Annotated in this window: 22 protein-coding genes; 14 read left to right on the forward strand and 8 right to left on the reverse strand. The window is 65.5% G+C overall.

The window, feature by feature from the left end; all coding sequences use genetic code 11:
• Positions 1-65: 65 nt before the first annotated feature.
• The 10 genes from RB623_RS14850 (at position 66) to RB623_RS14895 (ending at position 12,239) form a co-directional block, all read left to right on the forward strand.
• Positions 66-1,499, forward strand: a complete 1,434-nt coding sequence (locus RB623_RS14850) for an NAD(P)/FAD-dependent oxidoreductase (protein ID WP_308057642.1) — start codon at positions 66-68, stop codon at positions 1,497-1,499.
• Entirely contained in the window at positions 1,496-2,737 is a 1,242-nt protein-coding gene (locus RB623_RS14855) for an FAD-dependent oxidoreductase (protein WP_308057643.1), read from the forward strand. Before RB623_RS14850 ends, RB623_RS14855 begins: the two co-directional genes overlap by 4 nt.
• Complete coding sequence (locus RB623_RS14860) at positions 2,734-4,173, forward strand: FGGY family carbohydrate kinase (protein ID WP_308057644.1); 1,440 nt, start codon at positions 2,734-2,736, stop codon at positions 4,171-4,173. Before RB623_RS14855 ends, RB623_RS14860 begins: the two co-directional genes overlap by 4 nt.
• A gap of 263 nt (positions 4,174-4,436) precedes the next feature.
• Complete coding sequence (locus RB623_RS14865) at positions 4,437-5,108, forward strand: class II aldolase/adducin family protein (protein ID WP_308057645.1); 672 nt, start codon at positions 4,437-4,439, stop codon at positions 5,106-5,108.
• A 15-nt stretch (positions 5,109-5,123) separates the two neighbouring features.
• On the forward strand, positions 5,124-6,425 hold the full coding sequence (locus RB623_RS14870) for an iron-containing alcohol dehydrogenase (RefSeq protein ID WP_308057646.1): 1,302 nt from the start codon (positions 5,124-5,126) through the stop codon (positions 6,423-6,425).
• 104 nt (positions 6,426-6,529) lie between these two features.
• Entirely contained in the window at positions 6,530-8,080 is a 1,551-nt protein-coding gene (locus tag RB623_RS14875) for an alkaline phosphatase family protein (RefSeq protein ID WP_308057647.1), read from the forward strand.
• Between the two features lie 214 nt (positions 8,081-8,294).
• Positions 8,295-9,332: an ABC transporter ATP-binding protein gene (locus RB623_RS14880; RefSeq protein ID WP_308057648.1), complete on the forward strand. Its 1,038-nt coding sequence runs from the start codon at positions 8,295-8,297 to the stop codon at positions 9,330-9,332.
• A gap of 5 nt (positions 9,333-9,337) precedes the next feature.
• A complete protein-coding gene (locus tag RB623_RS14885) occupies positions 9,338-10,186 on the forward strand; it encodes an ABC transporter permease (RefSeq protein ID WP_308057733.1) in 849 nt (282 codons plus the stop codon).
• On the forward strand, positions 10,183-11,046 hold the full coding sequence (locus tag RB623_RS14890; protein WP_308057649.1) for an ABC transporter permease subunit: 864 nt from the start codon (positions 10,183-10,185) through the stop codon (positions 11,044-11,046). The genes RB623_RS14885 and RB623_RS14890 overlap by 4 nt, the downstream gene beginning before the upstream one ends.
• A 47-nt stretch (positions 11,047-11,093) precedes the next feature.
• The gene (locus tag RB623_RS14895) at positions 11,094-12,239 is read left to right on the forward strand and encodes an extracellular solute-binding protein (RefSeq protein WP_308057650.1); all 1,146 of its coding nucleotides are present in this window, start codon (positions 11,094-11,096) and stop codon (positions 12,237-12,239) included.
• A gap of 69 nt (positions 12,240-12,308) precedes the next feature.
• Here RB623_RS14895 and RB623_RS14900 read toward each other — a convergent pair whose 3' ends face one another.
• From RB623_RS14900 to RB623_RS14920, 5 genes are all read right to left on the reverse strand, one after another.
• Entirely contained in the window at positions 12,309-13,190 is an 882-nt protein-coding gene (locus RB623_RS14900) for an SMP-30/gluconolactonase/LRE family protein (RefSeq protein ID WP_308057651.1), read from the reverse strand.
• Positions 13,191-13,201: 11 nt separating this feature from the next.
• Positions 13,202-14,176 carry an ABC transporter permease gene (locus tag RB623_RS14905; protein WP_308057652.1) on the reverse strand — a complete coding sequence of 325 codons (975 nt, stop codon included), beginning with the start codon at positions 14,174-14,176 and terminating at the stop codon, positions 13,202-13,204.
• A complete protein-coding gene (locus tag RB623_RS14910; RefSeq protein WP_308057653.1) occupies positions 14,173-15,180 on the reverse strand; it encodes an ABC transporter permease in 1,008 nt (335 codons plus the stop codon). Before RB623_RS14910 ends, RB623_RS14905 begins: the two co-directional genes overlap by 4 nt.
• Positions 15,180-16,679, reverse strand: a complete 1,500-nt coding sequence (locus RB623_RS14915; RefSeq protein WP_308057654.1) for a sugar ABC transporter ATP-binding protein — start codon at positions 16,677-16,679, stop codon at positions 15,180-15,182. The genes RB623_RS14910 and RB623_RS14915 overlap by 1 nt, the downstream gene beginning before the upstream one ends.
• Positions 16,680-16,758: 79 nt before the next feature.
• Positions 16,759-17,823, reverse strand: coding sequence for a substrate-binding domain-containing protein (locus tag RB623_RS14920; protein WP_308057655.1), 1,065 nt, complete (start codon positions 17,821-17,823; stop codon positions 16,759-16,761).
• Between the two features lie 452 nt (positions 17,824-18,275).
• Between RB623_RS14920 and RB623_RS14925 the strand changes: the two genes are divergently transcribed.
• Genes RB623_RS14925 through RB623_RS14940 form a run of 4 tightly spaced genes read left to right on the forward strand, consistent with a single transcriptional unit; the run spans position 18,276 to position 22,084 of the window.
• Complete coding sequence (locus RB623_RS14925) at positions 18,276-19,070, forward strand: SDR family oxidoreductase (protein ID WP_308057656.1); 795 nt, start codon at positions 18,276-18,278, stop codon at positions 19,068-19,070.
• Positions 19,071-19,077: 7 nt separating this feature from the next.
• Positions 19,078-19,926, forward strand: a complete 849-nt coding sequence (locus RB623_RS14930) for a transketolase (RefSeq protein WP_308057657.1) — start codon at positions 19,078-19,080, stop codon at positions 19,924-19,926.
• Entirely contained in the window at positions 19,923-20,912 is a 990-nt protein-coding gene (locus RB623_RS14935; protein ID WP_308057658.1) for a transketolase C-terminal domain-containing protein, read from the forward strand. The genes RB623_RS14930 and RB623_RS14935 overlap by 4 nt, the downstream gene beginning before the upstream one ends.
• Positions 20,913-20,920: 8 nt before the next feature.
• Positions 20,921-22,084, forward strand: coding sequence for a mandelate racemase/muconate lactonizing enzyme family protein (locus RB623_RS14940; RefSeq protein ID WP_308057659.1), 1,164 nt, complete (start codon positions 20,921-20,923; stop codon positions 22,082-22,084).
• Positions 22,085-22,420: 336 nt separating this feature from the next.
• On the opposite strand, the gene RB623_RS14945 is transcribed toward RB623_RS14940, so the two are convergent.
• The 3 genes from RB623_RS14945 to RB623_RS14955 form a co-directional block, all read right to left on the reverse strand.
• Positions 22,421-23,455 carry a LacI family DNA-binding transcriptional regulator gene (locus tag RB623_RS14945; RefSeq protein WP_308057660.1) on the reverse strand — a complete coding sequence of 345 codons (1,035 nt, stop codon included), beginning with the start codon at positions 23,453-23,455 and terminating at the stop codon, positions 22,421-22,423.
• 80 nt (positions 23,456-23,535) lie between these two features.
• Entirely contained in the window at positions 23,536-24,306 is a 771-nt protein-coding gene (locus RB623_RS14950; protein ID WP_308057661.1) for a GntR family transcriptional regulator, read from the reverse strand.
• 139 nt (positions 24,307-24,445) lie between these two features.
• Positions 24,446-25,468 carry a C-terminal binding protein gene (locus RB623_RS14955; RefSeq protein WP_308057662.1) on the reverse strand — a complete coding sequence of 341 codons (1,023 nt, stop codon included), beginning with the start codon at positions 25,466-25,468 and terminating at the stop codon, positions 24,446-24,448.
• Positions 25,469-25,531 lie beyond the last annotated feature (63 nt).

Consider the following 25,531-nt stretch of genomic DNA (forward strand, 5'->3'; position numbering starts at 1 on the left):
TTGCCTGTTCGGTCACTGTGTGACATAAAAATGACCGTTCGGTCAAACGCAGCGCGTATTTTCCCATGCCTTCCCAAGCCGCTTCCGTTCCTCCCGCCGCCCACGCGAACACCGGTAAGACCGCTTACGACGTCGCCATCGTCGGCGCCGGTGTCGTCGGCTGCGCCATAGCGCGTTCTTTCGCGATTCGCGGCTGGAAGGCGATCGTTCTGGAGAAGGGCGGCGATATTCTGGAAGGCGCCAGCAAGGGCAACAGCGCGCTACTGCATACCGGTTTCGACGAGCCGGCGGGCAGCGCGGAACTGAAACTCATCAAGGCGGGCTGTGCGACCTATCGGCGGATCCACTGGCGCATGAACCTGCCGCTGGTAGAGACGGCGGCGCTGGTCGTCGCCTGGGATGAGGAGCAACTGGCAAGGCTCGACGGGATCGCCGCCCACGCGGATGCGAATGGCGTCGCCGCTTCGGTGGTCGGCCAGGCGGCGTTGCGTCGGCGGGAGCCTTTTCTGTCGCTTAAGGCGCTTGGCGCGGTCGATGTGCCGGAGGAAGCGATCATCGATCCGTGGAGCGCGCCGCTGGGCTACATAAGGCAGGCGATGATGCATGGCGCCGAGCTTTTGACCGGCGCACAGGTGACGGGCCTTTCGCGCAAGCAGGGCGTATGGCGCGTCGAAACAGCTAGGGGCGAAGTCGCGGCGCGGCTGGTGGTCAACGCCGCAGGTCTCTTTGGCGACTACATTGAGCTTCTGGCCGGCCGTCTGCCGGGCTTCACCATCAAGCCGCGAAAAGGCCAGTTCGTGGTTTACGACAAGCCTGCCCACGATCTCGTTAATGCCATCATCCTGCGCGTGCCGACCGAGCGCACCAAGGGCGTGCTGCTCACCCGCACTGTCTTCGGCAATCTGCTGCTCGGACCGACCGCCGAGGACCAGGACGACCGCATCCATGCGGCCTGCGAGGAGGCGGTTCTGAGGCGCATCATCGCGGAAGGCGAGGCGATGCTGCCCGACCTCGCCGGGCAGACCATAACCGCGACGTTCGCCGCCTTGCGGCCAGCCACCGAGCATCGCGACTACGTGCTCAAGGTCGATGCCGAGAATGGCTGGATCACGGTGGGCGGCATCCGTTCGACCGGGCTTTCGGCGTCGCTCGGCATTGGCGAGTGGGTTGCCGGCCAGGGCTCCGACGTGCTCGGCGAGACACGCGAAGCGCCGTCGGACGACGATCTCGACTGGCCGAAAATGCCGGCGATCTCCGAAGCCCTGCCACGGCCTTATCGCCAGCCGGATCGCTCCCCCATCGTCTGCCATTGCGAATGGGTGACGGAGCGCGAGGTCGAGGCCGCACTTGCCGGTCTGGCACCTGCGGGCACGCTGGGCGGGCTGAAGCGCCGCACCCGCATCGCCATGGGGCGCTGCCAGGGTTTTGGATGCAGCGGCGCGCTCGCCCGGCTGGCGCCGCATCTGCTCGATACGGCCGCGGCCGACGTCGCGGCATGAACCGCGAACCGGAAGTCCTGGTCGTTGGCGCCGGACCTGCCGGCCTCTCGGCCGCACGTGAACTCGCGCGCCTCGGCATCGACAATATCCTGGTGGTCGACCGCGAGACCGAGGCCGGCGGCATTCCGCGCTTCTGTCCGCATCCGACCTTCGGGCTGGCGGATTTCTACAGGCCGATGTCCGGCCCGGCCTATGCCGCAAGACTGCGGTCGATGGTCGACCCCGCCATGATCTCCAACGCGACCACGGTGACCGCGCTGGGGCCGGGCCTGGAAACGACGCTGTCCAGCGAACGCGGCGAAATCGTCCTGCGGCCGAAAAGCCTGCTGCTGGCGACCGGCATCCGCGAGACGCCGCGCGCCGCCCGGCTGGTTTCCGGCGACCGCCCGCGCAACATCTTGACCACCGGCGCACTCCAGCGCGTCCTTTCCGAGGGTAAAGGCCTGCCGTTTCGCCGGCCGCTGATCGTCGGCACGGAGCTTGTCTCGTTCTCAGCGCTGCTCAGCCTGCGCGAAGCCGGCGTCAGGGCGGTTGCCATGATCGAACCGGGCGAGCGCATCGTCGCGCGGCGGCCCGCCGACCTGTTCGCCCGCGCCGTGCTCGGTACGCCCATCCGTTACCGTTCGCATGTCATTCGCATCAACGCGACGCCCCACGATGCCGGGCGGATGGCGTCCGTCACGATCGACGACGCATCCGGCCGGAGCGAGGATGTAGCCTGTGACGCCGTTATCTTCACCGGATGTTTTACGCCCGAAGCCTCGTTGCTCGGCCGCCGGCCGGATCTGCGTGACGCCGGCACGCGCGGACCGGCCGTCGACCAGTTCTGGCGGCTCGCCGAACCCGGGTTTTATGCCGCCGGCAATGTACTGCGACCGGTCGAGACCGCTGCCTGGTCGGCGCGCGAGGGGGCGCTGGCGGGACAGGCCATCGCCGACGATCATTCTGGCGGCGCGCCGCTCGGGGAACGGCGCGTGCCGATCCGGACCGATGGATTGGTTGCCTTTTCGACGCCATCCTGCCTGACCGTGCCGGGGCCGGCGCTTGGCCCGCTACGGCTGGCGGTGCGGGTGAAGGCGGCGGCGCGCGGCCGCTTCACGCTTTCCGCCGATGGCATGATCGTTTGGCGATCGGTTACGATGAAAATCATGCCGGAACGTCGGATCGTGCTCGATCCAAAATTTCCAGATCTCGAAAAGGTCGGCGAACTCCGCATGGGCTTCGAGGCGCAGCCATGAAAATCGTCTCCGTCGACCAGGGAACGACGTCGACCAAAGGGCTGCTTGTCGCCGAAGGAGGCGAGGAGGAGATCGTCGGCGCTGTCCGGCACCGCCAAATCCTGCCGTGTCCCGGCTGGGTGGAGCATGACGCGACCGAACTGCTGGAGAATGTACGCACTCTGATCGAAGAAGGCGCGGCGAGGGGTGCGCAAGGCATTGCGCTCGCCAACCAGGGCGAGACCGTGGTTGCCTGGGATCGCGCCGGCGGTGCGCCGCTGGCCAATGCCATCGTCTGGCAGGACCAGCGCACCGCGGCCAGGATCGAATCTCTGGCGGCGGACGGCAAGGCCGAAGCGGTGCGCGCGCTGAGCGGCCTGCCGCTCGATCCGTATTTTTCGGCCAGCAAGCTGCGCTGGATGCTCGATCATGTCGACGGCGCCTCCGAACTGGCGCGGCGCGGCCGGCTGGGCCTCGGCACGTCCGACAGTTTTTTTATCGAGCGGCTGACGGGGCGCTACGTCACCGACGTCACCACCGCCTCGCGCACGTCGCTGATGAATCTCGGCACATGCGCCTGGGACCGGGCGCTTTGCGATCTGTTCGGCGTTCCCATGGAATTGCTGCCGGAGATCGTCTCGGGGGAGGAGCCGATCGGCACTGTCGCGACGCCGTCCGGGCCGCTGCCGCTGCTCGCCTCCGTCGTCGACCAGGTCGCGGCGCTCTATGGTCATGGCTGCCGGTCTCCCGGCGACGGCAAGGTCACGATCGGCACCGGCGCCTTCGCGCTGATGCTCACCGGCTTCGAGCGGCCTGCCGGGCTGGGCGAGGGCATCGTCCCGACGGCCGCATGGCCGACCGCGAATGGCCGCGCCTATGCGGCGGACGGTGGCGTCTATACGGCGGCGGCAGCCGTCGAATGGCTGATGCGGATCGGTCTGCTCGGCGGCCTTGGCGAGATCGACGCGCTGTCGGGGCCAAGCGCGGCGAGCCGCCAGGTGTTTTTCGTGCCGGCGCTGGCGGGCCTCGCCTGTCCGCACTGGGACAGGAGCGCGGCCGGGCTGTTCATCGGCATGGACACCGCCACCAGCCGAGAGGACATGATCAAGGCGGTGCTGGAAGGCGTGGCCTTTCGGATCGCCGAGGTCGTCGATACTCTGGGCTTTGCCGCCGGTACAGCGATCTCGGTCGACGGCGGGCTGACACGCTCAGGCTACTTCATGCAATTCCTCGCCGACATTTGCCAGCGGCCGCTGATCGGGCGGGGCGAGGCGGAGGTGACTGCTCTGGGTGCCGCGCATCTCGCCCAGGCGATTGCGAGCAAGCGCGATCCGTCCGAGCCCTTGACCGTTTCCGGTTTGCAGGCGACGGCTCATCCGGAAGTGGAGGCCGGCGCGACCACCGCCCTGCGCGACCGCTTCGCCGAGGCGCTGGCCCGCTCCAAGGGGTGGCGGTGAGGGCCGAACCTGTCGGAGGTCATGACGATCGGCGGAACGCTGCAACGTCCGCCTCGCCGCCGCGTCTCGGTGCCGGCTGACCGACTTTTGGAAGCTTGAAAATGTTCAAAAATGTCAAACCTTCGCGCAATGAAATGTTGTAAGTTCAACATATTGTGTGGTAGTACCCACTCGTTGAGGATGGCGTCCGTCAGGTGCGAGGCGGACGCCGTCGAACCCGCCCCGCCTTTCCGCCGAAATCGGCTACCGGAGACAGCCTGACAATGAGACATCTGGAAATTCGCCAGGAGATGATTTCGGTCTGCAACTTCATGGTCGACCGCGGCATCAACCAGGGCACGGCGGGCAATATCAGCGTGCGTGTCGCGGAGGGATTTCTGATCACGCCCTCCGGCGTGCCCTATCCGGAGATGGTGCCGGAAGACATCGTCACCATGCACATCGACGCCTCGCATGACGGCGTGCGCAAGCCGTCGACCGAATGGCGCTTTCACCGCGACATCATGGAGAAAAAGCCGGAGGTAGGCGCCGTCATCCACCTGCATTCGCGCTATTGCACCTCGCTGTCGATGCTGCGGCGCGAAATCCCGGCGGTGCATTACATGATGGCCGTGGCCGGCGGGCCGACCGTGCCTTGCGTGCCCTACGTGACCTGGGGCACGCAGGAGCTTGCCGACCTGATCCTCGGTGCGCTTCAGGACCGGTTTGCCTGCCTTCTCGCCAATCACGGCATGGTCGCGGTCGGGCCCAACCTGAAACGGGCCGCCTGGCTGGCCGTCGAGATCGAGGCGCTCGCCTGCCAATACTGGCACGCCTTGCAGGTCGGCGTGCCCTACGTGTTGCCCGACGAGGAAATCGCGCGGGTGGCGGAGCGATTCAAGAGTTACGGGCAGGGCGACGACGGGGCACGCCGCATCATGCCAAGCTGCTGCTGAGGGGCGGGGACCATCATGGACGGGGCAAAGAAGATCGAGCGGCTGCTCGCGGGAACCTATGTCGACCGTGATACCGGAAAGGCGATAGGCGTGGCGACGAAGTCGCTGGTGATCAAACCGTCGCTGGCCGGCATGGAAGGCGACCTTGTCGCGGCGCTTGGCTTCGGAAAAAAGGTCGCCGTGGTCAGCGACCGCACGACGCACGCCGTTCTCGGCAAACGGGTGGAACAGGCGCTCGACGGCCGGCACGCGGTGCAGAGCATAGTCTTTCCCGAGCCGCCCTATCCGGACGACGCGAGCGCCGAAAAGATCCGGCGCGAGACGGCGGGCGCCGATGCGATCGTCGCGGTTGGCTCCGGCACCATCAACGACGTGTGCAAATATGCCAGCGCGCAGGATCGAAAACCCTATGCGGTGTTTGCCACCGCGCCGTCGATGAACGGCTACACATCGGTCAACGCGGCGATCACCCAGCACGGGCACAAGATGTCGCTGCCGGCGCAGGCGCCGGCCGGGGCGTTCTTCGATCTCGCCGTGCTGTCGGCGGCGCCCGCCCGGCTGATCCGCGCCGGGCTGGGCGACAGCCTGTGCCGCACCACGGCGGAAGCCGACTGGCTGCTGGCGCACCTGCTGCACGGCCTGCCGTTCCGCGAACTGCCTTATGAATTGCTGGAGGATGACGAGGGTCCGCTGTTCGACAATGCCGCAGCACTTATGGCGGGTGATCTTGAGGTCATGGAGCGGCTGGTGAATACGCTGGTGCTGGCCGGTTTTGGTACGGCGATCGTCGGCAACAGCCAGCCGGCCTCGCAGGGCGAGCACCTGATCAGCCACTATATCGACATGTTCGCCGACGGGAACCGCCCGCTGATCTACCATGGCGAGCAGGTCGGGGTGACGACGCTGTCGATGGTGCGCCTGCAGGAGCGCATGCTTGACGAGACGCCGGTGATCTGGCCGGACACCGAGACCGAGGCTGGTTTCAAGGCACGCTATGGTGACGAGCTCGGGGCCTCGTGCTGGGCCGAATTCCAGGGAAAACGCATCGACACCCGCAAGGCGGAAGCGCTGAACGCGCGGCTCGCCGAGCGTTGGCACGACATGCGCGAACGTATCGCCGGCGTGTTGCTGAAATCGTCTTATCTGACGGGTGTGCTGAAGGCGGCGGGCGCCGACCTGACGCCGGAAGCGATCCATCTTCCGCGCAAATTCTACGACGGCGCGTTGCTGAGGTGCCGCGAAATCCGCAACCGCTATACGTTCCTCGACCTCGCGGCGAATGCCGGCAGGCTGGAGGGCGCAATCAGCGCAATTTGATTGTGGACATTAGGCCGTTGCATCATGCCTGACATGAGGGCAGGGCACCATTGCGCGGCGCGGTCCAGGCGATGGCGCGGCGGCCGGGAAGAACAAGGGACGACATGAGCGAAAAGCCGAACATTCTTCTGATCTGCGCCGACCAGTGGCGGGCAGACTGCATCTCCGCGCTCGGGCATCCGAACGTCAAAACGCCGAACCTCGACGCGCTGGCGCGCGAGGGTGTGCTGTTCCGCAACCATTTCGGCCAATGCACGCCCTGCGGCCCGTCGCGCACCAGCCTACTGACCGGCCTCTACCTGATGAACCATCGGTCGGGCAAAAACGGCACGCCGCTGGATGCCCGCCACACCAACATCGCGCTGGAGGCGCGCAAGGCGGGCTACGACCCGTCGCTGTTCGGCTACACCGACAACTCGGTCGATCCGCGCGGAAAACACCCGAACGATCCGGCGCTGACCGCCTATGACGAGGGTGTGCTGCCAGGATTCCGCGCGCCGCTGCACCTGCCCGAGGACATGGGCGACTGGGTCGCCGAGTTGATCAAGAACGGCTACGATTTCCCCAACGGCCGCGACGACGTGTTTCGTCCAAAGAAGGGTTTTGAAAAGCCGGCGGATCGCGGGTTTCGTTACATCCCGACGGAGTTTCCGGCGGAGGAAAGCGAGACCGCCTATCTCACCGACGAGTTCCTGAAATGGCTGCTGGTGCGCGAGCAGAAACCCTGGTTTGCGCATTTCGTGTTCTTTCGGCCGCATCCGCCGCTGATCGCCCCTGTGCCCTACAATGATGCAGTGCATCCGGCCGAGGTGGAATTCCCGCATCGGGCCGCGACCCACGAGGCGGAAGCGGCGCAGCATCCGATGCTGGCCTACGAGATCAGCCGGCTGAACCGCGTCGGCGCCTATGACGAGCATACGCCGCTCAACATCGTGACCACCGACGAACTGGAAATCCGCCAGATGCGGGCGACCTATTACGGGCTGGTCAACGAGGTCGACTTCCATCTCGGCCGCATCGTCGCGCATTTGAAGGCGACCGGGCAGTACGACCGCACGCTGATCATCGTTACCAGCGACCACGCCGAGATGCTGGGCGAGCATTTCGTCTGGGGCAAGGAGATTTATTTCGACCAGTCGTTCCACCTGCCGCTGGTCATCCGCGATCCGCGCCCCGCGGCGGATGTCACGCGGGGCACCCAGGTAGAGGCACTGACGCAGGCGATCGACATCATGCCGACCGTGCTCGACTGGATCGGTCTCAAGGTTCCGCGCACCTGTGATGGCGCTTCGCTGATGCCGTTCCTGCGCGGCGAGGAGCCGACGGACTGGCGCGATGCGGTCTATTTCGAGCAGGATTTTCGCGACGTGCGGCTGCAGCGGCCGGAAACCATGCTCGGCATCAATTCGGACCAGTGCTGCTACGCGGTGGTTCGCGACAAGCGGTTCAAATACATACATTTCGCGGCCTTGCCGCCGCTGCTGTTCGACCTCGAGGCCGATACGCACGAGACGAAAAATCTGGCGACCGATACCGCCTATGCATCCGTGATGCTGAAATATGCGCAAAAAATGCTGAACTGGCGGCTGACCTCGGCGGAGCGGACGATGACCAACATGCACTTGGGCGAGGGGGGAGTGTTTTCGCGGGAGTGACGCGTGCAGCGGCTGGCGACCCGCCTGATACGCCTGTCACAAATGTTGCAAGGTCAACATTGTATGTGGTAAGTCCAAAATAGATCGAGGGCGATCCTCCACTCTCTGAGGACTTTTGCATGCGGCATGATGGCGTGGCTGCGGCGACGGCCGTGGCGGGCAAGGTGTCTGCCCTTGCTCGTTTTTGCATCCCGGCAAGGCCGGTTTTCCAGCCGTGAGCGGCCTTCGCCTTCGCAACGTGGTCCGCCACTATGGCGGGTTCACCGCCGTGGACGGCGTCGATCTCGACATAGCCAAGGGCGAACTGGTGACGCTGCTGGGGCCGTCGGGCTGCGGCAAGACGACGACGCTGCGCATGGTCGCGGGTTTCATGGCGCCCGACAGCGGCGACATATTGTTTGGCGAGAGGCGCATGAACGACGTGCCGCCGCACCGGCGCAACACCGCCATGGTGTTCCAGAGTTACGCGCTGTTCCCGCATATGACGGTCGCCGAGAACATCGCCTTCGGCCTGAAAATGCGCAAAATTCCGGCGGCTGAGCAGATGCGGCGCATCGGCGAGGCGATCGACACGGTCAGCCTGCGCGGTCTCGAGGCGCGCCGTCCCGGACAGCTTTCCGGTGGCCAGCAGCAGCGGGTGGCGCTGGCGCGCGCCATCGTCACCCAGCCTGACATCCTTCTCTTTGACGAACCGCTGTCCAACCTCGACGCAAAACTGCGCGAAAAAGTGCGGCTGGAAATCCGCGAATTGCAGAAAAGGCTGGGCGTCACAACACTCTATGTCACCCACGACCAGGTCGAGGCGCTGGCGATTTCCGACCGCGTCGTGGTGATGAACAAGGGCCGCATCGAGCAGGTGGGCGCGCCGGAAGCGCTTTACCGGCAGCCGCTGACCAGCTTTGTCGCCGATTTTCTCGGCGCGGCCAACATCGTCTCCGGAACGGCGGCGGGGGACCATCTCGTGACCACGCCGATCGGCCGGTTTTCGGTGGGGCCGGAACGGAAACTCGGCAGCGGCCCGGTGAAGATAAGCTGGCGCCCGGAAGACATGCGCGTCGCCGCCCCCGGCGCGGAAGCCAACATCGTTGGCGCCAGGGTGCGTGGCGTGGTCTTCTGCGGCAGCTTCACCGAACTCGTGCTCGACGTTGCCGGGCAGCAGTTGCGCGCTCAGGTCGATACCGGCTTTAGGGGGCGCGAGGGCGACCTGCTCGATTTCGCGGTTCCCTCGGACCGCATCCGGGTGGTCGCGTGAGCGCCATGCGGACCGATCGGCTCACGCTTCTCCTGCTGATCCTGCCGGGTGCCGGCTTTATCTTCCTGTTTCTCGCGGCCGCTATCGCCATGACCGTGCTGCAGAGCGTCGGGCTCTATTCGCTGGTCGGCGAATCGAAACTGACCTTCGAGCATTGGTTTTCGCTGGCCGACCGCACCTTCGTCGATTCCTTCCTGTTCTCGCTGAAGGTCGGCGTCGGCAGCGCCTTCGGCACGCTGGTCTTTTCCTATCCGCTGGCGCTGTTCCTGCGCCGTCGCCGCTACGGCACGCAGTTGATCGGCTCGATCATAAAGATACCGCTGTTCGTGCCGGCGCTCGTCGCGGCCTTCCTGATCCTCAACGTTCTGGCCTTCCACGGTATTCTCAACAGCACGCTGCTCGGCCTCGGCATCATCGACCGCCCGTTGCGCATGCTGAACGACAAGTTCGGCTGGAACGTGCTCATCATCCAGATCTGGAAGAATCTGCCGTTCCAGTTGCTGATCCTGGCGGCGACGCTGGAATCGATCCAGACCGACATCGAGGACGCGGCCCGCAATCTCGGCGCCAGCCCCTGGCGGGTGATACGCCACATCATCCTGCCGCTGTCGGCGCCGGGCATCCTGATCGCCGTGGTGCTGGTGTTCATCCTGACCTTCGGCGACTACGCGATCACCAAGGTGGCCGGCCCGGTCTATCCCTCGTCGCTGTCGGTATTGATGTACACGGAAGCCTTCACGCTGCAGCAATGGGGCTCGGCCGCCTGCATCGGCGTGGTCATCACCTTCGCCTCGCTGCTGTTCGTCGCCATCTATGCGCGCGCCGCCCGCGCCGTCGCCGAGATCGGCCAATGACCGACATGGCTCTCGCAATCCCGCCGCCGCATATACGCCGGAGGATCGGCCTGAAGGGGTTCCTCGTCGGCCTGAGCGTGGCACTGCTGCTGGTCTGGACGGCGGTGCCGCTGTTTATGGCGGTGATGTGGTCGCTGGTGAACCCGGACGACCCGTGGTCGCCGCCGGCCGTGCTGCCGCCGAGTTTCTCGCTGGCGCAGTGGGAATATGTCTTCACTTTCTCCGAGATCGGCAAGGCGATCGTCACCAGTTTTGTCCTGGCGCCAGTGGTCACCATCCTGTCCTTCATACTGTCGCTGCCGACCGCCTATGCGATCGGCCGGCTGTCGTTTCGCGGCAAGGAGGCCCTGCGGCTGCTGATCCTGCTGCCGATCGTGCTGCCGGCCATGGTGATCGCCATGTTCCTGAGCCGCACCTTCTATGCTTTCGGGCTGGCGCAGACCTTTCTCGGGCTCGTGCTCGGCCACACGCTGCTGTCGATGCCCTATATGCTGCGGATCCTGGCCACAGCCTTCGAGGCGATCCCGCAGGACGTGATCGATGCGGCGCGAAATCTTGGCGCCGGTCGGCTGGAACTGGTGCGCCACATACTGGTGCCGATGGTGCTGCCCGGCCTGATGGCTGGGTCGGTGTTCACCTTCATCACCAGCCTGGAGGAATTCAACCTCACCTTCGTGATCGGCACGCCGACCTTCCAGACCATACCGACGGTGCTGTTCGACTATCTCGGCTACCATTTTGTGCGCACCAACGCCGCCGTGGTGTCCATCGTGCTGATGGTGCCCAGCATCGCGCTTCTTCTCATCGCCGAACGCTATTTGAAGACGGAATATCTCTCGTCGGCTTTCGGAAAACTTTGACATCGGGACGCGCCGAGGCGCCGACCGCAACCAGGGAGACGAATGTCATGACGACCAGACGTGTATTCCTATCCGCGATCATGGGGCTCGCCGGTCTTTTGGGCGCTTACCAGCCGGCTTCCGCCGCGGACGATCTGCTGAAAATGCCATGGGACAAGGTTGTCGAGGCGGCCAAGGCGGAGGGACAGGCCACCTTCTACGCCTGGTGGGGCGAGGAATTCTGGCGCACCGCCGCCAAGGATTTCGAGGCCAAATACGGCATCAAGGTCGACGTCGTCACCGGCGACCGCACCGCCACCATCGGCAAGGTGGTGTCGGAAGCGCCGAGCGCGGAGGGCAGCATCGACGCGCTGCTGATCGGCGGCGTCGAATTGAAATCGCTGCTCGATGCCAAGGCGCTCTACGGGCCGCTAGTCGGCGTTATCCCCGGCTCGGACAAGCTCGATCCGGCCCTTTCCAAGGAGCAGGAAGGCTACGCGACCAACGGCTATCTCGTCCCGGTCTACCGCAACCAGACGGGCTTCGTTTACGACCCGGAAAAAGTGCCGGCCCCGCCGCAGACCTGGGCCGAATTCACCGCCTGGCTGGACGCTAACCCCGCGCAGTTCGCTTTCAACGATCCGTCAAAGGGCGGCTCCGGCCAGGCTTTCGTGCAGGCGGCGATTGTCAACATTTTGGGCGACCAGGATAAATATGCCAGCGACACCGAGATGAAGGAGGAGAAGGTCGCCGACTGGGGCAAGGTCTGGGAGTGGTTCAACGCCAACGAAGACAAGTTCACCATTACCGCGTCGAACAACGATTCCATCGACCGCGTGAACCAGGGCGAGGTGCTGATGGCCGCCGCCTGGGACGACGACACCGCGGTCTCGCTGTCCAAGGGCACGTTGTTCAAGCGCGCAAAACTCTACGTGCCGGCGCTCGGCATGCCGGGCGGCGGCGACAGCCTCGGCATTCCCGCCAACGCAAAACATAAGGCGGCGGCGATGCTGTTCATCGCCTATCTCATCGAGCCCGAGGTGCAGAAAAAACTCAACGCCACCATCGGCAGCTATCTCGCGCGCGTCGACGTTTCGGGCGAGAATGCGCTGATCCCGGAAGACCAGCGCCAGAAGAACGGCCGGCCGTGGCTGCCCGGCGCTTACAAGGGTTATTTCATCCAGCAGTTTGTTTCGGAAGTGCTGCAGAAGTAGGTCTTTCCCGCTGGCTGGAGCCGGGCCGGACAGGTCCGGCTCCGCCGTCTTACGAGGAAGCTGACAACCTCACCCCTTGAATGCCGGCAACGTCAGTCCCTTCACGCCGACATCGAGCGCGAACAGGCCGCCGGGATTCTTCTGACCGGCGAAGTGTTCGGCGGGCCGTTTCAGCACGGCTGTCGTGACGTAGAGCACGTCGAGGTCCTTTCCACCGAACTCGCAGCAGGTCGGCAGGTCGGTCGGCAGCACGACGGTCTGCATCAGTCTGCCGTCGGGATCGTAGCGGCAGACCTTGGCTGTGACCGGGATGGTGACCCAATAGCAGCCCTCGGCGTCGACCGTCGCGCCGTCGGCCACGCCGCCGGTGACCGTCATGTCAATGAAGGTGCGGCGGTTCTCGATGTCGCCGGTGGCGGCGTCGAAATCGTAGGCATCTACGCGACCGGAATGGCTGTCGGAAAAGTACATGGTCTTGCTGTCGGGGCTGAACGCCAGTCCGTTCGAGCAGCCGACGCCCTCGATCATTTTATGCACCGAGAGGTCGGGGTCCATGCGGTAGAGCGAGCCGACGAACTCGACCTTGCGGCCCGGCACCTCGAACATCGAGCCCGACCAGAAGCGGCCCTGCCGGTCGGGCTTGCCGTCGTTGAAGCGGGTGTCCGGCATGGCGGCTTCCGGATCAGTGATCGCCTCGAAGGCGCCGGTCTCGGGGTCGAAGAAGTGAAAGCCATTGGCCATGGTGAGCACCAGCCCGCCCTTCTCGCGCAGGCCGAGGCAGCCGAGATAATTTGGCGCCTCGAATGTGTCGTTCTTGCCCGTCGCCGGATCGTAGCGGTGGATGTGCCTGCTCCAGATGTCGATCCACCACAGCACGCCGGCCTTCGGGTCCCACAGCGTGCCTTCGCCGAGTTCGGCTTTGGCGTCGACGACGCAGGTGATCTCGACCATGGTTCAGCCTCTCAGGTCTTGCGTGTGGATCTGCGCAGCGTGCTGGCGAGGCCGGCGAAAGCCTCGCTGCCGAGCGAAACGGTGATCAGGATGACCGCGCCGTAGACGACCAGCAGCGCGCCGCTAGACAGGTTGAGCGCCGGCAGCAGCCCGGTCAGGATGGTCAGCACCATGGCGCCGGCCACCGTGCCGAGATAGTGGCCGCTGCCGCCCAGGATCGACGCGCCGCCGATCGCCACCGCGGCGATGGAGGTGAACAGGTAGGCGTCGCCCATGCCGAGATAGGCGACGCCCGAATAGCCGGTGAGCAGCATGCCGGCGAGCGCCGCCGTGGTGCCGGAAATGACATAGGTGAGCACGGTGGTGCGCGCCGTCGGCACGCCTGAGAATTCGGCGACGGTGGCGCTGGTGCCGAGCGCGTAGAGGTGGCGGCCGAACGCCGCCTTGGAAAGCAGCAGCGTGGCGATCAGCGTCAGCGCCAGCCAGATCAGGGCGATGACTGGTATCCCTCCGATCCTGCCCACGGACAGGAATTTGATGACGGAGGGCGCGGCGGGGCTGGGCGAGCCGCCGGTGACGACCAGGATCAGACCTTGCAGGATGACGTTGGTGGCGAGCGTCATGATGATCGGCGGCACGCCGAACTGCGCCACGCCGAGGCCGTTGATCAGGCCGATGGTGGCGCCACCGGCCAGCACCAGCGGCGCCACCCAGATCAGTGGAAGATCCTGGCCGGCGCAGAGCAGTGCCATGATGATCGCCGCCGAATTCAGCACCCACGGCACCGACAGGTCGATGCCGCCACCGACGATGACAAAAGTCTGGCCGAGCGCGACGATGCCGACGAAGGCGGCGAGCACCACCGTCGAGCGCATGTTGGAGGCCGACAGGAAACCCGGCGAGAACAGCGCGGTGACGACGAGCAGCAGCACCATGCCGGCATAGGCGAGCAGGATCAGCCGGTTGCGCGCGAGAAACGCGTTCATGCCGACCTCCCACGCGCCGCTTTTTCAGCAAGCGAGCTTGCCAGCACCGAAAGCAGCAGGATGACGCCGGAGGCCACCGGCTGCCAGTAGCTGGAGATTTTCAGCACGAACACGAGGTTGCCGATGAGCGTGAGGATGAAGGCGCCGACCAGCGTGCCGGCCAGGTGCCCGCGCCCGCCGAACAGGCTGACGCCGCCGATGACGGCCGCAGCGACCGAGGGCAGGATATAATCCTTGCCGATGGTGGGCGAGCCGGCACCGGTCTGGGTGGTGAGGTAGAGCGCGGCTCCAGCCGCGAACAGGCCGGAGAGGCCGTAGGTCAAGACGTTGACGCGGGTGATCGAGACGCCGGAGAGAAAAGCCGATTTCTCGTTTGAGCCGGTCGCCTGGATGGTGATGCCGAGGCGTGTCCAGCGGAACCACCACCAGAACAGGAGGAGCGCAAGCAGCATCCAGACCGGGCTGGAAAGGCCGAACAGGGTCAAATAGCCGAAACCAAGCCACCAGCCCGGCACGCTGCCGCCATCGGTCGGCAGGATGATCATCGCCGTGCCGTTGAGGATTGACCAGGTCGCCAGCGTGACCAGGAAGGGCTGCAGTTTTAGCACCGAGATCAGCAGTCCGTTCAGCGCGCCGATGGCCGCGCCCAGCGCCAGCACGAACAGCGACCAGAACAGCACGGTGGCCGGGTCGTCGGTGAAGCGCGTCGCCGCGATCACCGTGCCGAGGCTGATCATGCCGCCGATGGAAAGATCGATGCCGCCGCGCAAAAGCACGATGGTCTGGCCGGTGGCGGCCAGCATCAGCGTCATGGCGGCTGACGTGTCGAGGTTGAGTTCGTCGAGTGTGAACACGCCGGTCTGGTAGGAGCCGTAGACGCCGACGATGACCAGAAGCATCAGGCACGCGACGAGGAACGGCGCGCGGTCAAGCGCCCAGCCACGCCAGTCCCTGGTCGAACCGTGGGTGCCGCCGTGCGGGGGCGCTTTCTCGGCGAGCACCATCACGCCGCCTCGCTCTCGAGCATGGCAGCGCCCAAAATGCCTTCCTCGGAGATGCGCTCGCCTTCCAGCGTGGCTGCGATGCGGCCGTTGCGCATGACCATGACGCGGTCGGCGACATGAACCAATTCCGGCATGTCGCTGGAGTGAAACAGGATCGCATAACCCTTGGCCGCGAGGTCGCGCATCAGTTGAAAAATCTCGCCCTTGGTGCCGACGTCGACGCCGCGCGTCGGGTCGAACAGCAGCAGCACGCGCGCCTCGGTGAGCAGCATTTTTCCGAAGATCACCTTCTGCTGGTTGCCGCCCGAAAGCGTGCCGGCCAGTTGCTCGGGCGTCTGCGTCTTGATGCGCAGGAAGTTGACCATCTCCTTGACCAGCGCCTCTTCCTTGCGCGCGCTGAGAAAACCCTTGTCGGTGAAGCGCTTGATGACGGCCAGCGTCAAATTCTCGCGCACGCTCTTGGTCAGCAGCAGGCCCTGGCCGCGCCGGTCTTCCGGCACCAGCGCGATGCCGTCGCGGCCGGTGAGCGCGGCGCGCGGATTGCTGATCGAGGCGGGCTTGCCCCAGAGTTCGATGCCGCCGCTTGCCTTAGCGGCGCCGAACAGCGCCTGGAACAACTCGCGCTGGCCGTGGCCTTGCAGGCCGCCGACGCCTAGAACCTCGCCTTCGCGCAGCGAAAAGCCGACGCCGGACAGCCGCCCGCTCGACAGCCCGTCGACGCGGAGCGCGACGCGGTCCGTGGCGGTTGGCAAGCGCTCCGGATAGAGGCGGTCAAGATTGCGGCCGATCATCTGGGTGACGATCTCGCCGTCCGAGACCGCGCCGGCGTCGTGCGCGGCGACGGTGCGGCCGTTGCGGAAAATCGTGAGGCGGTCGGCGATGGCGCGCACCTCCGCCATGCGGTGCGAGATGAAGATGACCAGACGGCCCTCGGCCGCCAGCCGCCGCGTCAGCTTCAGCAGCCACTCGGCCTCGCGCGCGGGCAGGGCGGACGTCGCCTCGTCGAGGATCAGCACGCGCGGCTCCTTGGCGAGGCCTTTCGCGACCTCGACGATCTGCCGTTCGGCCAGCGTCAGGCGGCGCAGTTCCCGGTCGGGACGAATCGCTGGAAAGTCATATTTATGGAGCAGCTCCAGTGTCTTGCGCCGCAGTGCGGTGCGGTCGACCGTGCCGATCAACGTGCGCGGCTCGCGGCGGAACCAGATGTTCTGCTCGACGCTGAGGTCGGGGATGAGCGACAGTTCCTGGAACACCGCGGCGATGCCGCGCGCCTGCGCGGCGTCGGGATTGGCCGGGCGAAAATCCTGGCCGTCGACGAGGATTGAGCCGCCGTCGTGGCGCGCCGCGCCGGACAGGATCTGGATGAAGGTGCTTTTGCCGGCGCCGTTTTCGCCGAGAAGCGCGTGCACTTCGCCGGCACGGGCACTGAACTCGGCCTCGCTCAGCGCGACGATGCCGCCGTAACGCTTGGTGAGACCGGTGGCGACGACGAGGTCCATGACTGTGCCCGAACGGATGCGGCGCTGCGAAAAACCTCCCGGCATTGTCGTGCCGGGAGGTTTTTTGTCTACAACCGAATTATTTCGTCCCGGCTGCTTCCGCGGCGGTGATCTCCACCCAGTCCGGCGTGATCGGCAGCGTCAGGCCCGGCGCCTGGTCGGGGAAGGCGTTCTTGCCGACCTCGATGGTCTGCATCTTCGTGCCGGGGAACAGCTTGCTCTCGAACGGCGTCGTGGTGACGAAGTCGCCCTCGATCTCGATCGAGCGTTTTTCGGGCTTCTTGCCGGTGTCGAGGATTTCGACGGCGAGCTTGATCGCCTCGGAGGAAAGATAGGCCGGGTTCGAGCCGAGGATGCACTTGGCGCCGCTTTCGACGCAGGTCAGCGCCGCGACATTGTAGGAGAAGCCGACCACCGGGACCATCGGCCGGCCCGCATCCTTCAGCGCCTGGATCGCGCCGGAGCCGTAGCCCTGGGTCAAAATGCCGTCGACCTGCGGATTGGCGGCGAGCAGCGCGGCCACGCCGGCCTGCTCCGGCCCGAGCGCGTATTCGCCATTGTATTCGCCGACCACCTTGATGTCGGGATAGTTAGCGAGCACCTTCTGGTAGCCTTCTTGCAACTGCGCCGAGATCGGCGCGCCGGCCAGGCCGCGGTCGAGCAGCACGTTACCCTTGCCGCCGAGTTGCACGGCCATCCACTCGGCCATGACGGCGGGGATGCGCTCCCAGTTGGAGGCCAGCGTCAGCGCGCAGGGTTCCGTCACCACCTGGTCGAAGCTGATGACGACGATGCCGGCGTCGCAGGCCTTCTTGATGGTCGGGTTGAGCGCGGAGTCGGAAGCGGCATCGACGAGGATGGCGTCCGGCTTGGCGCGGATGATGTTGTTCAGCGAGTTGATCTGCGCCTGCACGGTGCCTTCGGCAACCTCGATGTGCAGCTCCACCCGGCCCTTCAGCGGACCCTTGTCGACCGACACCTGGGCGACGCGCTGCATCTGCTGGCGCCAGTCGTTACCGACGAAATTGTTCGAGAGGTAGATGACGTAGGGTTTCTTGTCCTGCGCCACCGCCGGCGCCGTGCCGATGGCCGCGGCTGCAGCCGCGAGCGCCACAAGACCGGCGCACAGATTCTTCAATCGCATGGTTCTCCTCCTGCGTTTCCTCGCTTGCCCCGGCGGACTGCGCCGCCTTGTCAGGCAATGCCTTGGTATTGTTACCGGTACCAGTAGCCAAAGTCAATTTCGCCGGGCCGAACGCACATCAGTCTCGACTCCCATGCGGCGCCCGCGGACGATGAAGCGTGCTGGCGTGTCGCGGGAAAGTCAAGGTATAATGCTATTATAACTTTACCGTCATGTATTTTGGCGACGAAAAATTACCGTGCGCTGGTGTTGCGGGACCGATGGGTGGGATTTCGGCTGCCCGCGGCATGGGATCGTTAGTCGTCCGGACCGGTTGATGGGGAGCAAAACGCTCTGCGGTGTCGCGCACATATCAGGATGCACATCGCCGCGGATGCCATCAAATCAGATCGTTGACAGGTTGATATGGTACCGGTATCAGAAATAAAAAAAGCTACCGGGAGGGCGCTTTCTTGTCCACTGGAAATGACTTTGGCGTGCGCGGCCGTGCGCTGGTGACCGGCGCGGCCGGCGGCCTTGGCCGCGAGGTGGCGGTGCAGCTTGCGGCGCGCGGCTGCAACGTGGCCGTCGCCGACATCAACGCCGTAGGTACCGCTGAAACGGCGCGCATGGTCCGCGAGCAGGGCGTCGAGGCGGAAGAAATCGTCGGAGATTTCACGCTGGAAGGCGCGCCGGAAGCGGCGGTGCAAAAGGTTGTCGACCGCTGGGGTGGCATCGACATCCTCGTCAACAATGCCGGCTACGGCGTGATCGAGCCGTTCCTGGAAGCCACCCACAAGGCCTGGACCCGCACGCTGGCGCTCAACGTCACCGCGCTCGCCATGGCCTGCAAGGCGGCGGGGCGCGTCATGCGCGACCAGCGTTCTGGCCGCATCGTCAACATCACCTCGCCGGGCTCGCGCATGGCACTGCCGGACTATGCGGCCTACACCGCCAGCAAGGCCGGCGTCGATTCCATCACCCGCGCCGCCGCCGTGGCGCTGGCGCCCTATGGCGTGCTGGTCAACAGTGTTGCGCCCGGCATGATGGACACCGAGATGCAGCGCTCGACCGAGATCGACCTCGCCCGTGTCAACGGCCGCGACGACATCCAGGCCTTCCTCGACGAGCGCACGCGGCGCATCCCGCTCGGCCGCCGCGCCGAGATCGCGGAAGTCGCCGAGGCGGTGGTCTGGCTGGCGCTCGATGCCCCCGCTTACATGACCGCCGAACGGCTGAACATGTCCGGCGGCCTGGACAAGGACTGACGAAAAAATGCTGCGGAATTCTCCCTCCGGCGAGGCCGATGTCGCCGTGCTCCGGCGCAAGGCGACAAACCTGCGCCGCCACATGCTGACCATGGCGCGTGGCCAGGGCGCCGGTTACATCGGCCAGGGCCTCGGCATCGCCGATCTGCTGGCGGCGCTCTATTTTCATGAACTGCGCTACGATCCCGAAAACCTCGGCTGGGCCGACCGCGACCGTTTTCTCCTGTCGACCGGCCACTATTCCATTGCGCTGTGGGCGGCACTCGCCGAGGCCGGCATCATCCCGGTCGAGGAACTGCCGACTTATGGCGCCGACGACAGCCGGCTGGAGATGTCGACGCTGGACACCACGCCCGGCGTCGAAATGATCGGCGGCTCGCTCGGCCACGGGCTGGGGCAGGGGGTCGGCCAGGCGCTCGGCCTCGGCGTCCACCGGTCGGACGCACGTGTCTTCGTCGAACTGTCGGACGGCGAGATGCAGGAAGGCTCGACCTGGGAGGCGGCGATGTCGGCCAGCCATTTCCGGCTGGACCGCCTCGTCGCCCTGATCGACTGCAACGGCATCCAGGCCGATGGTCCGGTGGTGCTCGACATGGAGCCGGTCGCCGACAAATGGCGCGCCTTCGGCTGGGAAACGGTCGAGATCGACGGCAACGACATGCAGGCGGTCGTCGCCGCGCTCGCTGGTGCGCGCGAAAAGAACGGCAAACCCAAGGCGATCGTGCTGCGCACGCTGCCCGGCAAGGGCGTGCCGCGCATCGAGATCAGCGAGAAATCGCACTTCTTCCGCGTCGACGTGTCCGAATGGGACGGCATCATCGCAGCCTTCGAGAAAAGCGAGGGAGGAACGGCATGAGCGGCAGACCGATGGAGGCGGGCCGCACGCTCGCCATGGGCGAGAACGAGGCGGTGGCGCGCGAGCGTCCGACGGTCGAGGCGCCGTTCGGCCGTGCGCTGGCGCGGCTGGGCGCGGCGCGGCCGGAGATCGTCGGCCTCACCGCCGATCTCGGCAAATACACGGACATCCTGCCGTTTCGCGACGCGTTCCCGCAACGCTTCTTCAATGTCGGTATGGCCGAGCAGAACCTGGTCGCGGTCGCGGCCGGCCTGGCGCGCACCGGGCTGACGCCTTTCGCCACGACCTATGGCGTCTTCGCCAGCCGGCGCGCTTTCGATTTCATCGCCATCGCGCTCGCCCATTCGAATCTGAACGTAAAAATCATCGCCGGCCTGCCGGGCCTGACCACTGGCTACGGCGGCACCCACCAGGCCATCGAGGATCTGGCGCTGATGCGCATGATCCCCGGCCTCACGGTCATCGATCCCTGCGATGCGGTGGAGATCGAGGCCGCGACCGAGGCGATCGCCGACCATCCCGGTCCGGTCTATATGCGCCTGCTGCGCGGCGTCGTGCCGGTGGTGCTGGAGCCGGGCCAAAAGTTCGAGATCGGCAAGGCGCGAAAGCTGCGCGAGGGCACGGATGTCGGCATAGTCTCGACCGGTTTCATGACCGAGCGCGCGCTCGACGCCGCCGAGGGGTTGGCAGGCCGCGGCGTGTCGGTCGGCGTGCTTCATGTGCCGACTATTAAACCCTTCGACGCAGACGCGGTCGCGGACTTCGCGGCCGGCGTCGGCCATGTGGTGACGGCGGAAAACCATGTCGTTGTCGGCGGTTTAGGTAGCCTAGTGGTCGAGACGCTGTTCGATGCGGGTGTGTCGCGAAAAGTGACGCGGATCGGCCTGCCGGACCGGTTTATCGAATGCGGTTCGGTGCCGACTTTGCAGGCGCGTTACGGGCTGACGACGGAGGCGATGGTCGCGACCATCACCGGATTGCTGTAGGGTTCGATATGAAAATCACCGAGATCGAAACCTTTACCGTCGGCGCCGGCTGGAAGAACTGGCTGTTCGTTAAGGTGCACACCGACAAGGGCATCCACGGCATCGGCGAGGGCACGCTCAACGGCTTCATCAAGACGACGGAAGCCGGCGTGCATGAACTGAAACATCTGGCGATCGGCCAGGACCCGCGCCGCATCCACGCGCTGGCGAAGCGCATGCTGGACAGCGTCTCGCTCGACGGCGGCCACATCCACCGCACGGTGATCGCGGCGATCGAGGTCGCCTGCTGGGACATTCTGGGCAAGAACCTCGGCGTGCCGGTCCACCAGTTGCTGGGCGGGCAGGTGCGCGACACGGTTCTGGGTTACGCCAATGGCTGGTATCGCACCGAGCGCACCCCCGAAACTTTTCTCGAAGCAGCGAAGGTCGTGCTGGCGAAGGGGTTCAAGGCGTTCAAGCTCGACCCGTTCGGCACGGCGCAGGGTTTCATCTCGCGGGAAGAGCTGGATCTTTCCTATGAGATATGCCGGACGCTGCGCGACAAACTGCCTGCGGACACGCGCATCCTGATCGACGTGCATGCGCGTTTCACCGAGATCGCCGCCTTGCAGGCGGCGCAGAAATTCGCCGACCTCGACATCTACTGGTGGGAGGAGCCGACCTCGCGCGACCGGCAGGAGACGGTTCACGCGGTGGCGCATCGCTCGCCGATCCCGGTGGCGACCGGCGAGATGTACGACACGGTCGGCCAGTTCTACAGCCTGGCCGCCGGCGGCGGCGTGAACATTTTCCAGCCGGAGCCGATGTCACTCGGCGGCATCGGGCCGTCGATGCAGGTCGCGAACCTGGCCTTCGCCCATGGCAGTCACATCGCGCCGCACCAGAGCGGCGGTCCGGTGGCGACGGCCGTCTGCCTGCAACTGGCCGCGGCGGTTCCGAATTTCCTGATCCAGGAACATTTCGACGCCTTCAACGACCCGTGGACGCGCGACCTGGTGACCTGGCATCCGACGGTCGATCCGTCGAACGGGCATCTGTCGCTGCCCGACGCGCCGGGCTTGGGCATCGATCTCAACCTCGACGTCATCAGAGAGCACCCCTACGACCCGCATGCCTATCTCAACGTGCATGCAGAGGGCTGGGAGAAGAGATTGGGGACGAGGAAGGGGTGAGGTGTGTCGGGTGCGTCCTTCGAGGCTCGCCCGCGGAAAGTTTTTATTTACATTATCAACGCTTTGCGGGCTCGCACCTCAGGATGAGGAAGGTCGTGGCTGCAACGCTCACCGTCACTGTTGACATTGAATACTCACCGATAGAAGCGCGACTACTCGCGGGCAGACACCGGACACTCGCCAGCACTTCGGAAAACTGTTCAGCTTTGGCGATTGGCGTTGCAGGCACCACCTCCCTCATCCTGAGGTGCGAGCCCGCAAAACGTTGAAAAAATGAAAGTAGCTTTCGCGGGCGAGCCTCGAAGGACGCACGGCAAGCACCGGGCCCCACCTATCTCATGCACTCTCCCGATCCACGATTTCGAAGCCGAGGCTGGTGATCGTCGGCACTTTTGCGTCGCCGGATAGCCGCGCCAGCAGTTGCCGCACGGCGCGGCGGCCCATCTCGTAGCGGTTGACCTTTACGGTAGTCAGCGACGGCACGAGCTGCGCGGCCAAATCCATGTCGCCGTAGCCGGCGATGGCGATGCGCTCCGGCACCGGCCAGCGCCGCCGGTGGCATTCCTGGATGGCGCCGACGGCCAGCGTGTCGCTGGAAAAGAAGATGGCGTCGATGTCGGCGTGCCGGTCGGTGAGGGCGATCAGCGCCTCGGCGCCGCCCTGGGCCGTGATCGGCACCTCGACCTCCATGTCGCTGTGGTTCTCAAAACCGAGTTCGGCGAGCGCGGCGTGATAGCCGGTGCGGCGCTGTTGCAGGCGGTCGTTGCCATGGATCGGCGTCGAGACGAAACCGATGCGCTTGTAACCCTTGGCTGCGAGATGCATGGTCATCGCATAGGCGGTCTCGAAGTTGGAGACGCCGACCACCATGTCCAGCGGCTTTCGGCCCTTGATCTCCGAAATCTCCACCACCGGCGCGCCGCTGGAGAGCAACAGCGCCCGGGCCGTCTCGCTCTGCACGAAACTTTGCAGGATCATGCCGGACGGGCGCCAGCCGAGCAGGGTGCGGATCGCCTTTTCCTCGGCATCCTGCGTGAATTCGCCCTGCACCAGCAGCATGGAGTAGCCGCCTTCGTGGCACTCGTCCGACATGCCCTGCACCTGTTCGGCGATGCCTGAATTGATCAGCGGCGGGACGACCGTGCCGATCATGCGGCCGTTGCCGCGCATGGAGGAGGCCAGCCGGTTGGGCACGAAGCCGGCTTCCTCGATCGCCTGCATCACCTTCGAGCGCGTCTCGGCCGAGACCATGTCGGGATTGGACAACACACGCGACACCGTCATCGGCGCGACGCCCACACGCTTGGCGATCTCGCGCACGCCGAGCCGTTCGCCCGCCTTCCTGTCGCCATTGTCGGGTTTGTCCGCCATCGCCGTGTCCTGCTTCATGACACCATAGCGAGAGCCCCGCGGGGTTTACAGGCCATCCGCGCGGGCGTGCGCAGAAGGCATCAGCCGCGATCGTTCGGTGCGTCGTAGGTGATTGAAAACCGGTCGGCGGGGTGGCGCGCCACCGACAGTTCGACATTGCGGCCGTCAGACGCCTGGTAGAGCATCTCGACCGTCAGCAGCGCCGAACCCGGTTCGACGTCGAGCGCCTCGGCCATGGATTCGTCCGCCACCTCGGCGCGCACGGTCATATGCGCTACCGCCAGCCGCAGTCCGAACTTGCGCTGCACCGTGTCGAAGATCAGCACGTCGGTGAAATCGCGGCGGCTGAGCCTCTCGCCGATCTCGGCGGGGAAATAGGTGGTGACGTAGGCTTTCTTCTCGTCGCCCGCCTTAAGCACCGAACGCAGGCAGTAGCCGGCTTCGCCCTTGCGGGCGCCGAGATAGTGCTGGAGCAGGGAAGAGGTTTCGCGGCGGTAGGAGAGCACGTCGAGCGAGGCATCACGCGCGAAGGCGGCGATGTCGGTGAAGTTCGCCATGTGCCAGACGGGACCGGTCTCGGTCTCGCGCGCGGCCACCACCGCCGGCTTGGCCGAGCGCTTGCGGATCAGACCGTTGCCCTCGAGATCGCGCAGCGCGTGGCGGACCGTAATCAGGCTGACGCCGAAATGTTCGGCGATGCTGGCCTCCTTCGGCAGTTCCTCGCCGACCGCCAGCACGCCGTCGCTGATCGGCCTGCGCAATATATCGGCGAGCTGCCGATAGAGCGGTCCGCCTTCGCGCGCGAGGGCGCGTTTTGGGAAAAGCTCGAGGAGCGAGTTCGAATCGCGCATTTACTGGTTCCGTGAAGCCTTGCGGCTTGCCAGCACCTGTTTGAGCGAAACGCGCGAAAAGGCAAGATCGTCCGGCTGTTGTGGGTACCGAATTTGGCCGGCGGCGCGAAATATGGCACCTCGACGCCGGATTTGGCAGCTAGGACGCCTGTGGTTTTGTCCGCAAGAACTCCTGGTTGACACAGTTCATCAACACGCCTTCGCGCAGATAGGTGACGATGACCTCGATCGCCTTGCGCTGCATGTCTTCCAGCGCCGAAGGGCTGTAGAAGGCGGAGTGCGGGGTGAGCGACAGCTTGCCCTCGGTCCATGGCTCGCGCGCCCGAAACGCCTTGATCAGCGGATGGTCGGGATCGGCCGGCTCGCGTGGCAGCACGTCGAGACCTGCGCCCGCAATGCGGCCGGCCTTCAGCGCCTCCGCCAGCGCGTCGAGGTCGACGATCGGTCCGCGCGCCGTGTTGATGACGATCAGTTCCGGCTTGGCTTTGGCGAGCGCGGCCGCGCCGACCATGCCGCGCGTCTCCTCGGTCAGCGGCGTATGCACGGACAAGATGTCGGCCCGCGCCATCACCTCGTCGAGGCTGCGCACGCGCTCGTAGCCGACGGCGAGTTCCGCGCCGTTCGGCAGGTACGGATCGTAGAAGATCACCTTCATGTCGAAGGCGGCGGCGCGGCGCGCCGTCGCCAGCCCGATGCGGCCGAGCCCGAGCACGGCAAAAGTCTGGCCGCGCAGGCGGCGCACCAGGGGCGCCGCGGCATAGTGCCAGCCGTCGGTGCGGTCGCGCACCGCTTCCTGGTAGCTGGTCGTGCCGCGCGTCAGCGACAGCAGCAGACCGAGCGCATGGTCGGCGACTTCGGTCGTGCCGTAATCGGGCACGTTGCAGACCGGCACGCCGCGCGCGCCCCAGCCGGCGAGGTCGAGCGTGTCGTAGCCGACGCCCTCGCGCACCACGATCTTGCAGCGCTCGAACGCCTCGACGGGAACGCCGATCTGCAAGGTCGCCGCGCAGTTGATGACCGCGTCGGCGGCCCGGCAGCGCTCCAGCGACGGCGGTTCGGTCGCCTCCGCGCTCGAACGGTGGATGTCGAAGACCACGTCCGGCCCGAACGCCTGGTAGAGCGCCGTGTCCGGTGCGTAGGTGTTTACTTTCAGGATGTGCATGAACCCTCTCTGCTTGCACGGCCAGCAGCGGAAGCTGGCGGATGTTTCCCGTTGATTGTATCC

Source organism: Mesorhizobium sp. LHD-90 (assembly GCF_030929505.1).
GTDB lineage: Bacteria > Pseudomonadota > Alphaproteobacteria > Rhizobiales > Rhizobiaceae > Kumtagia.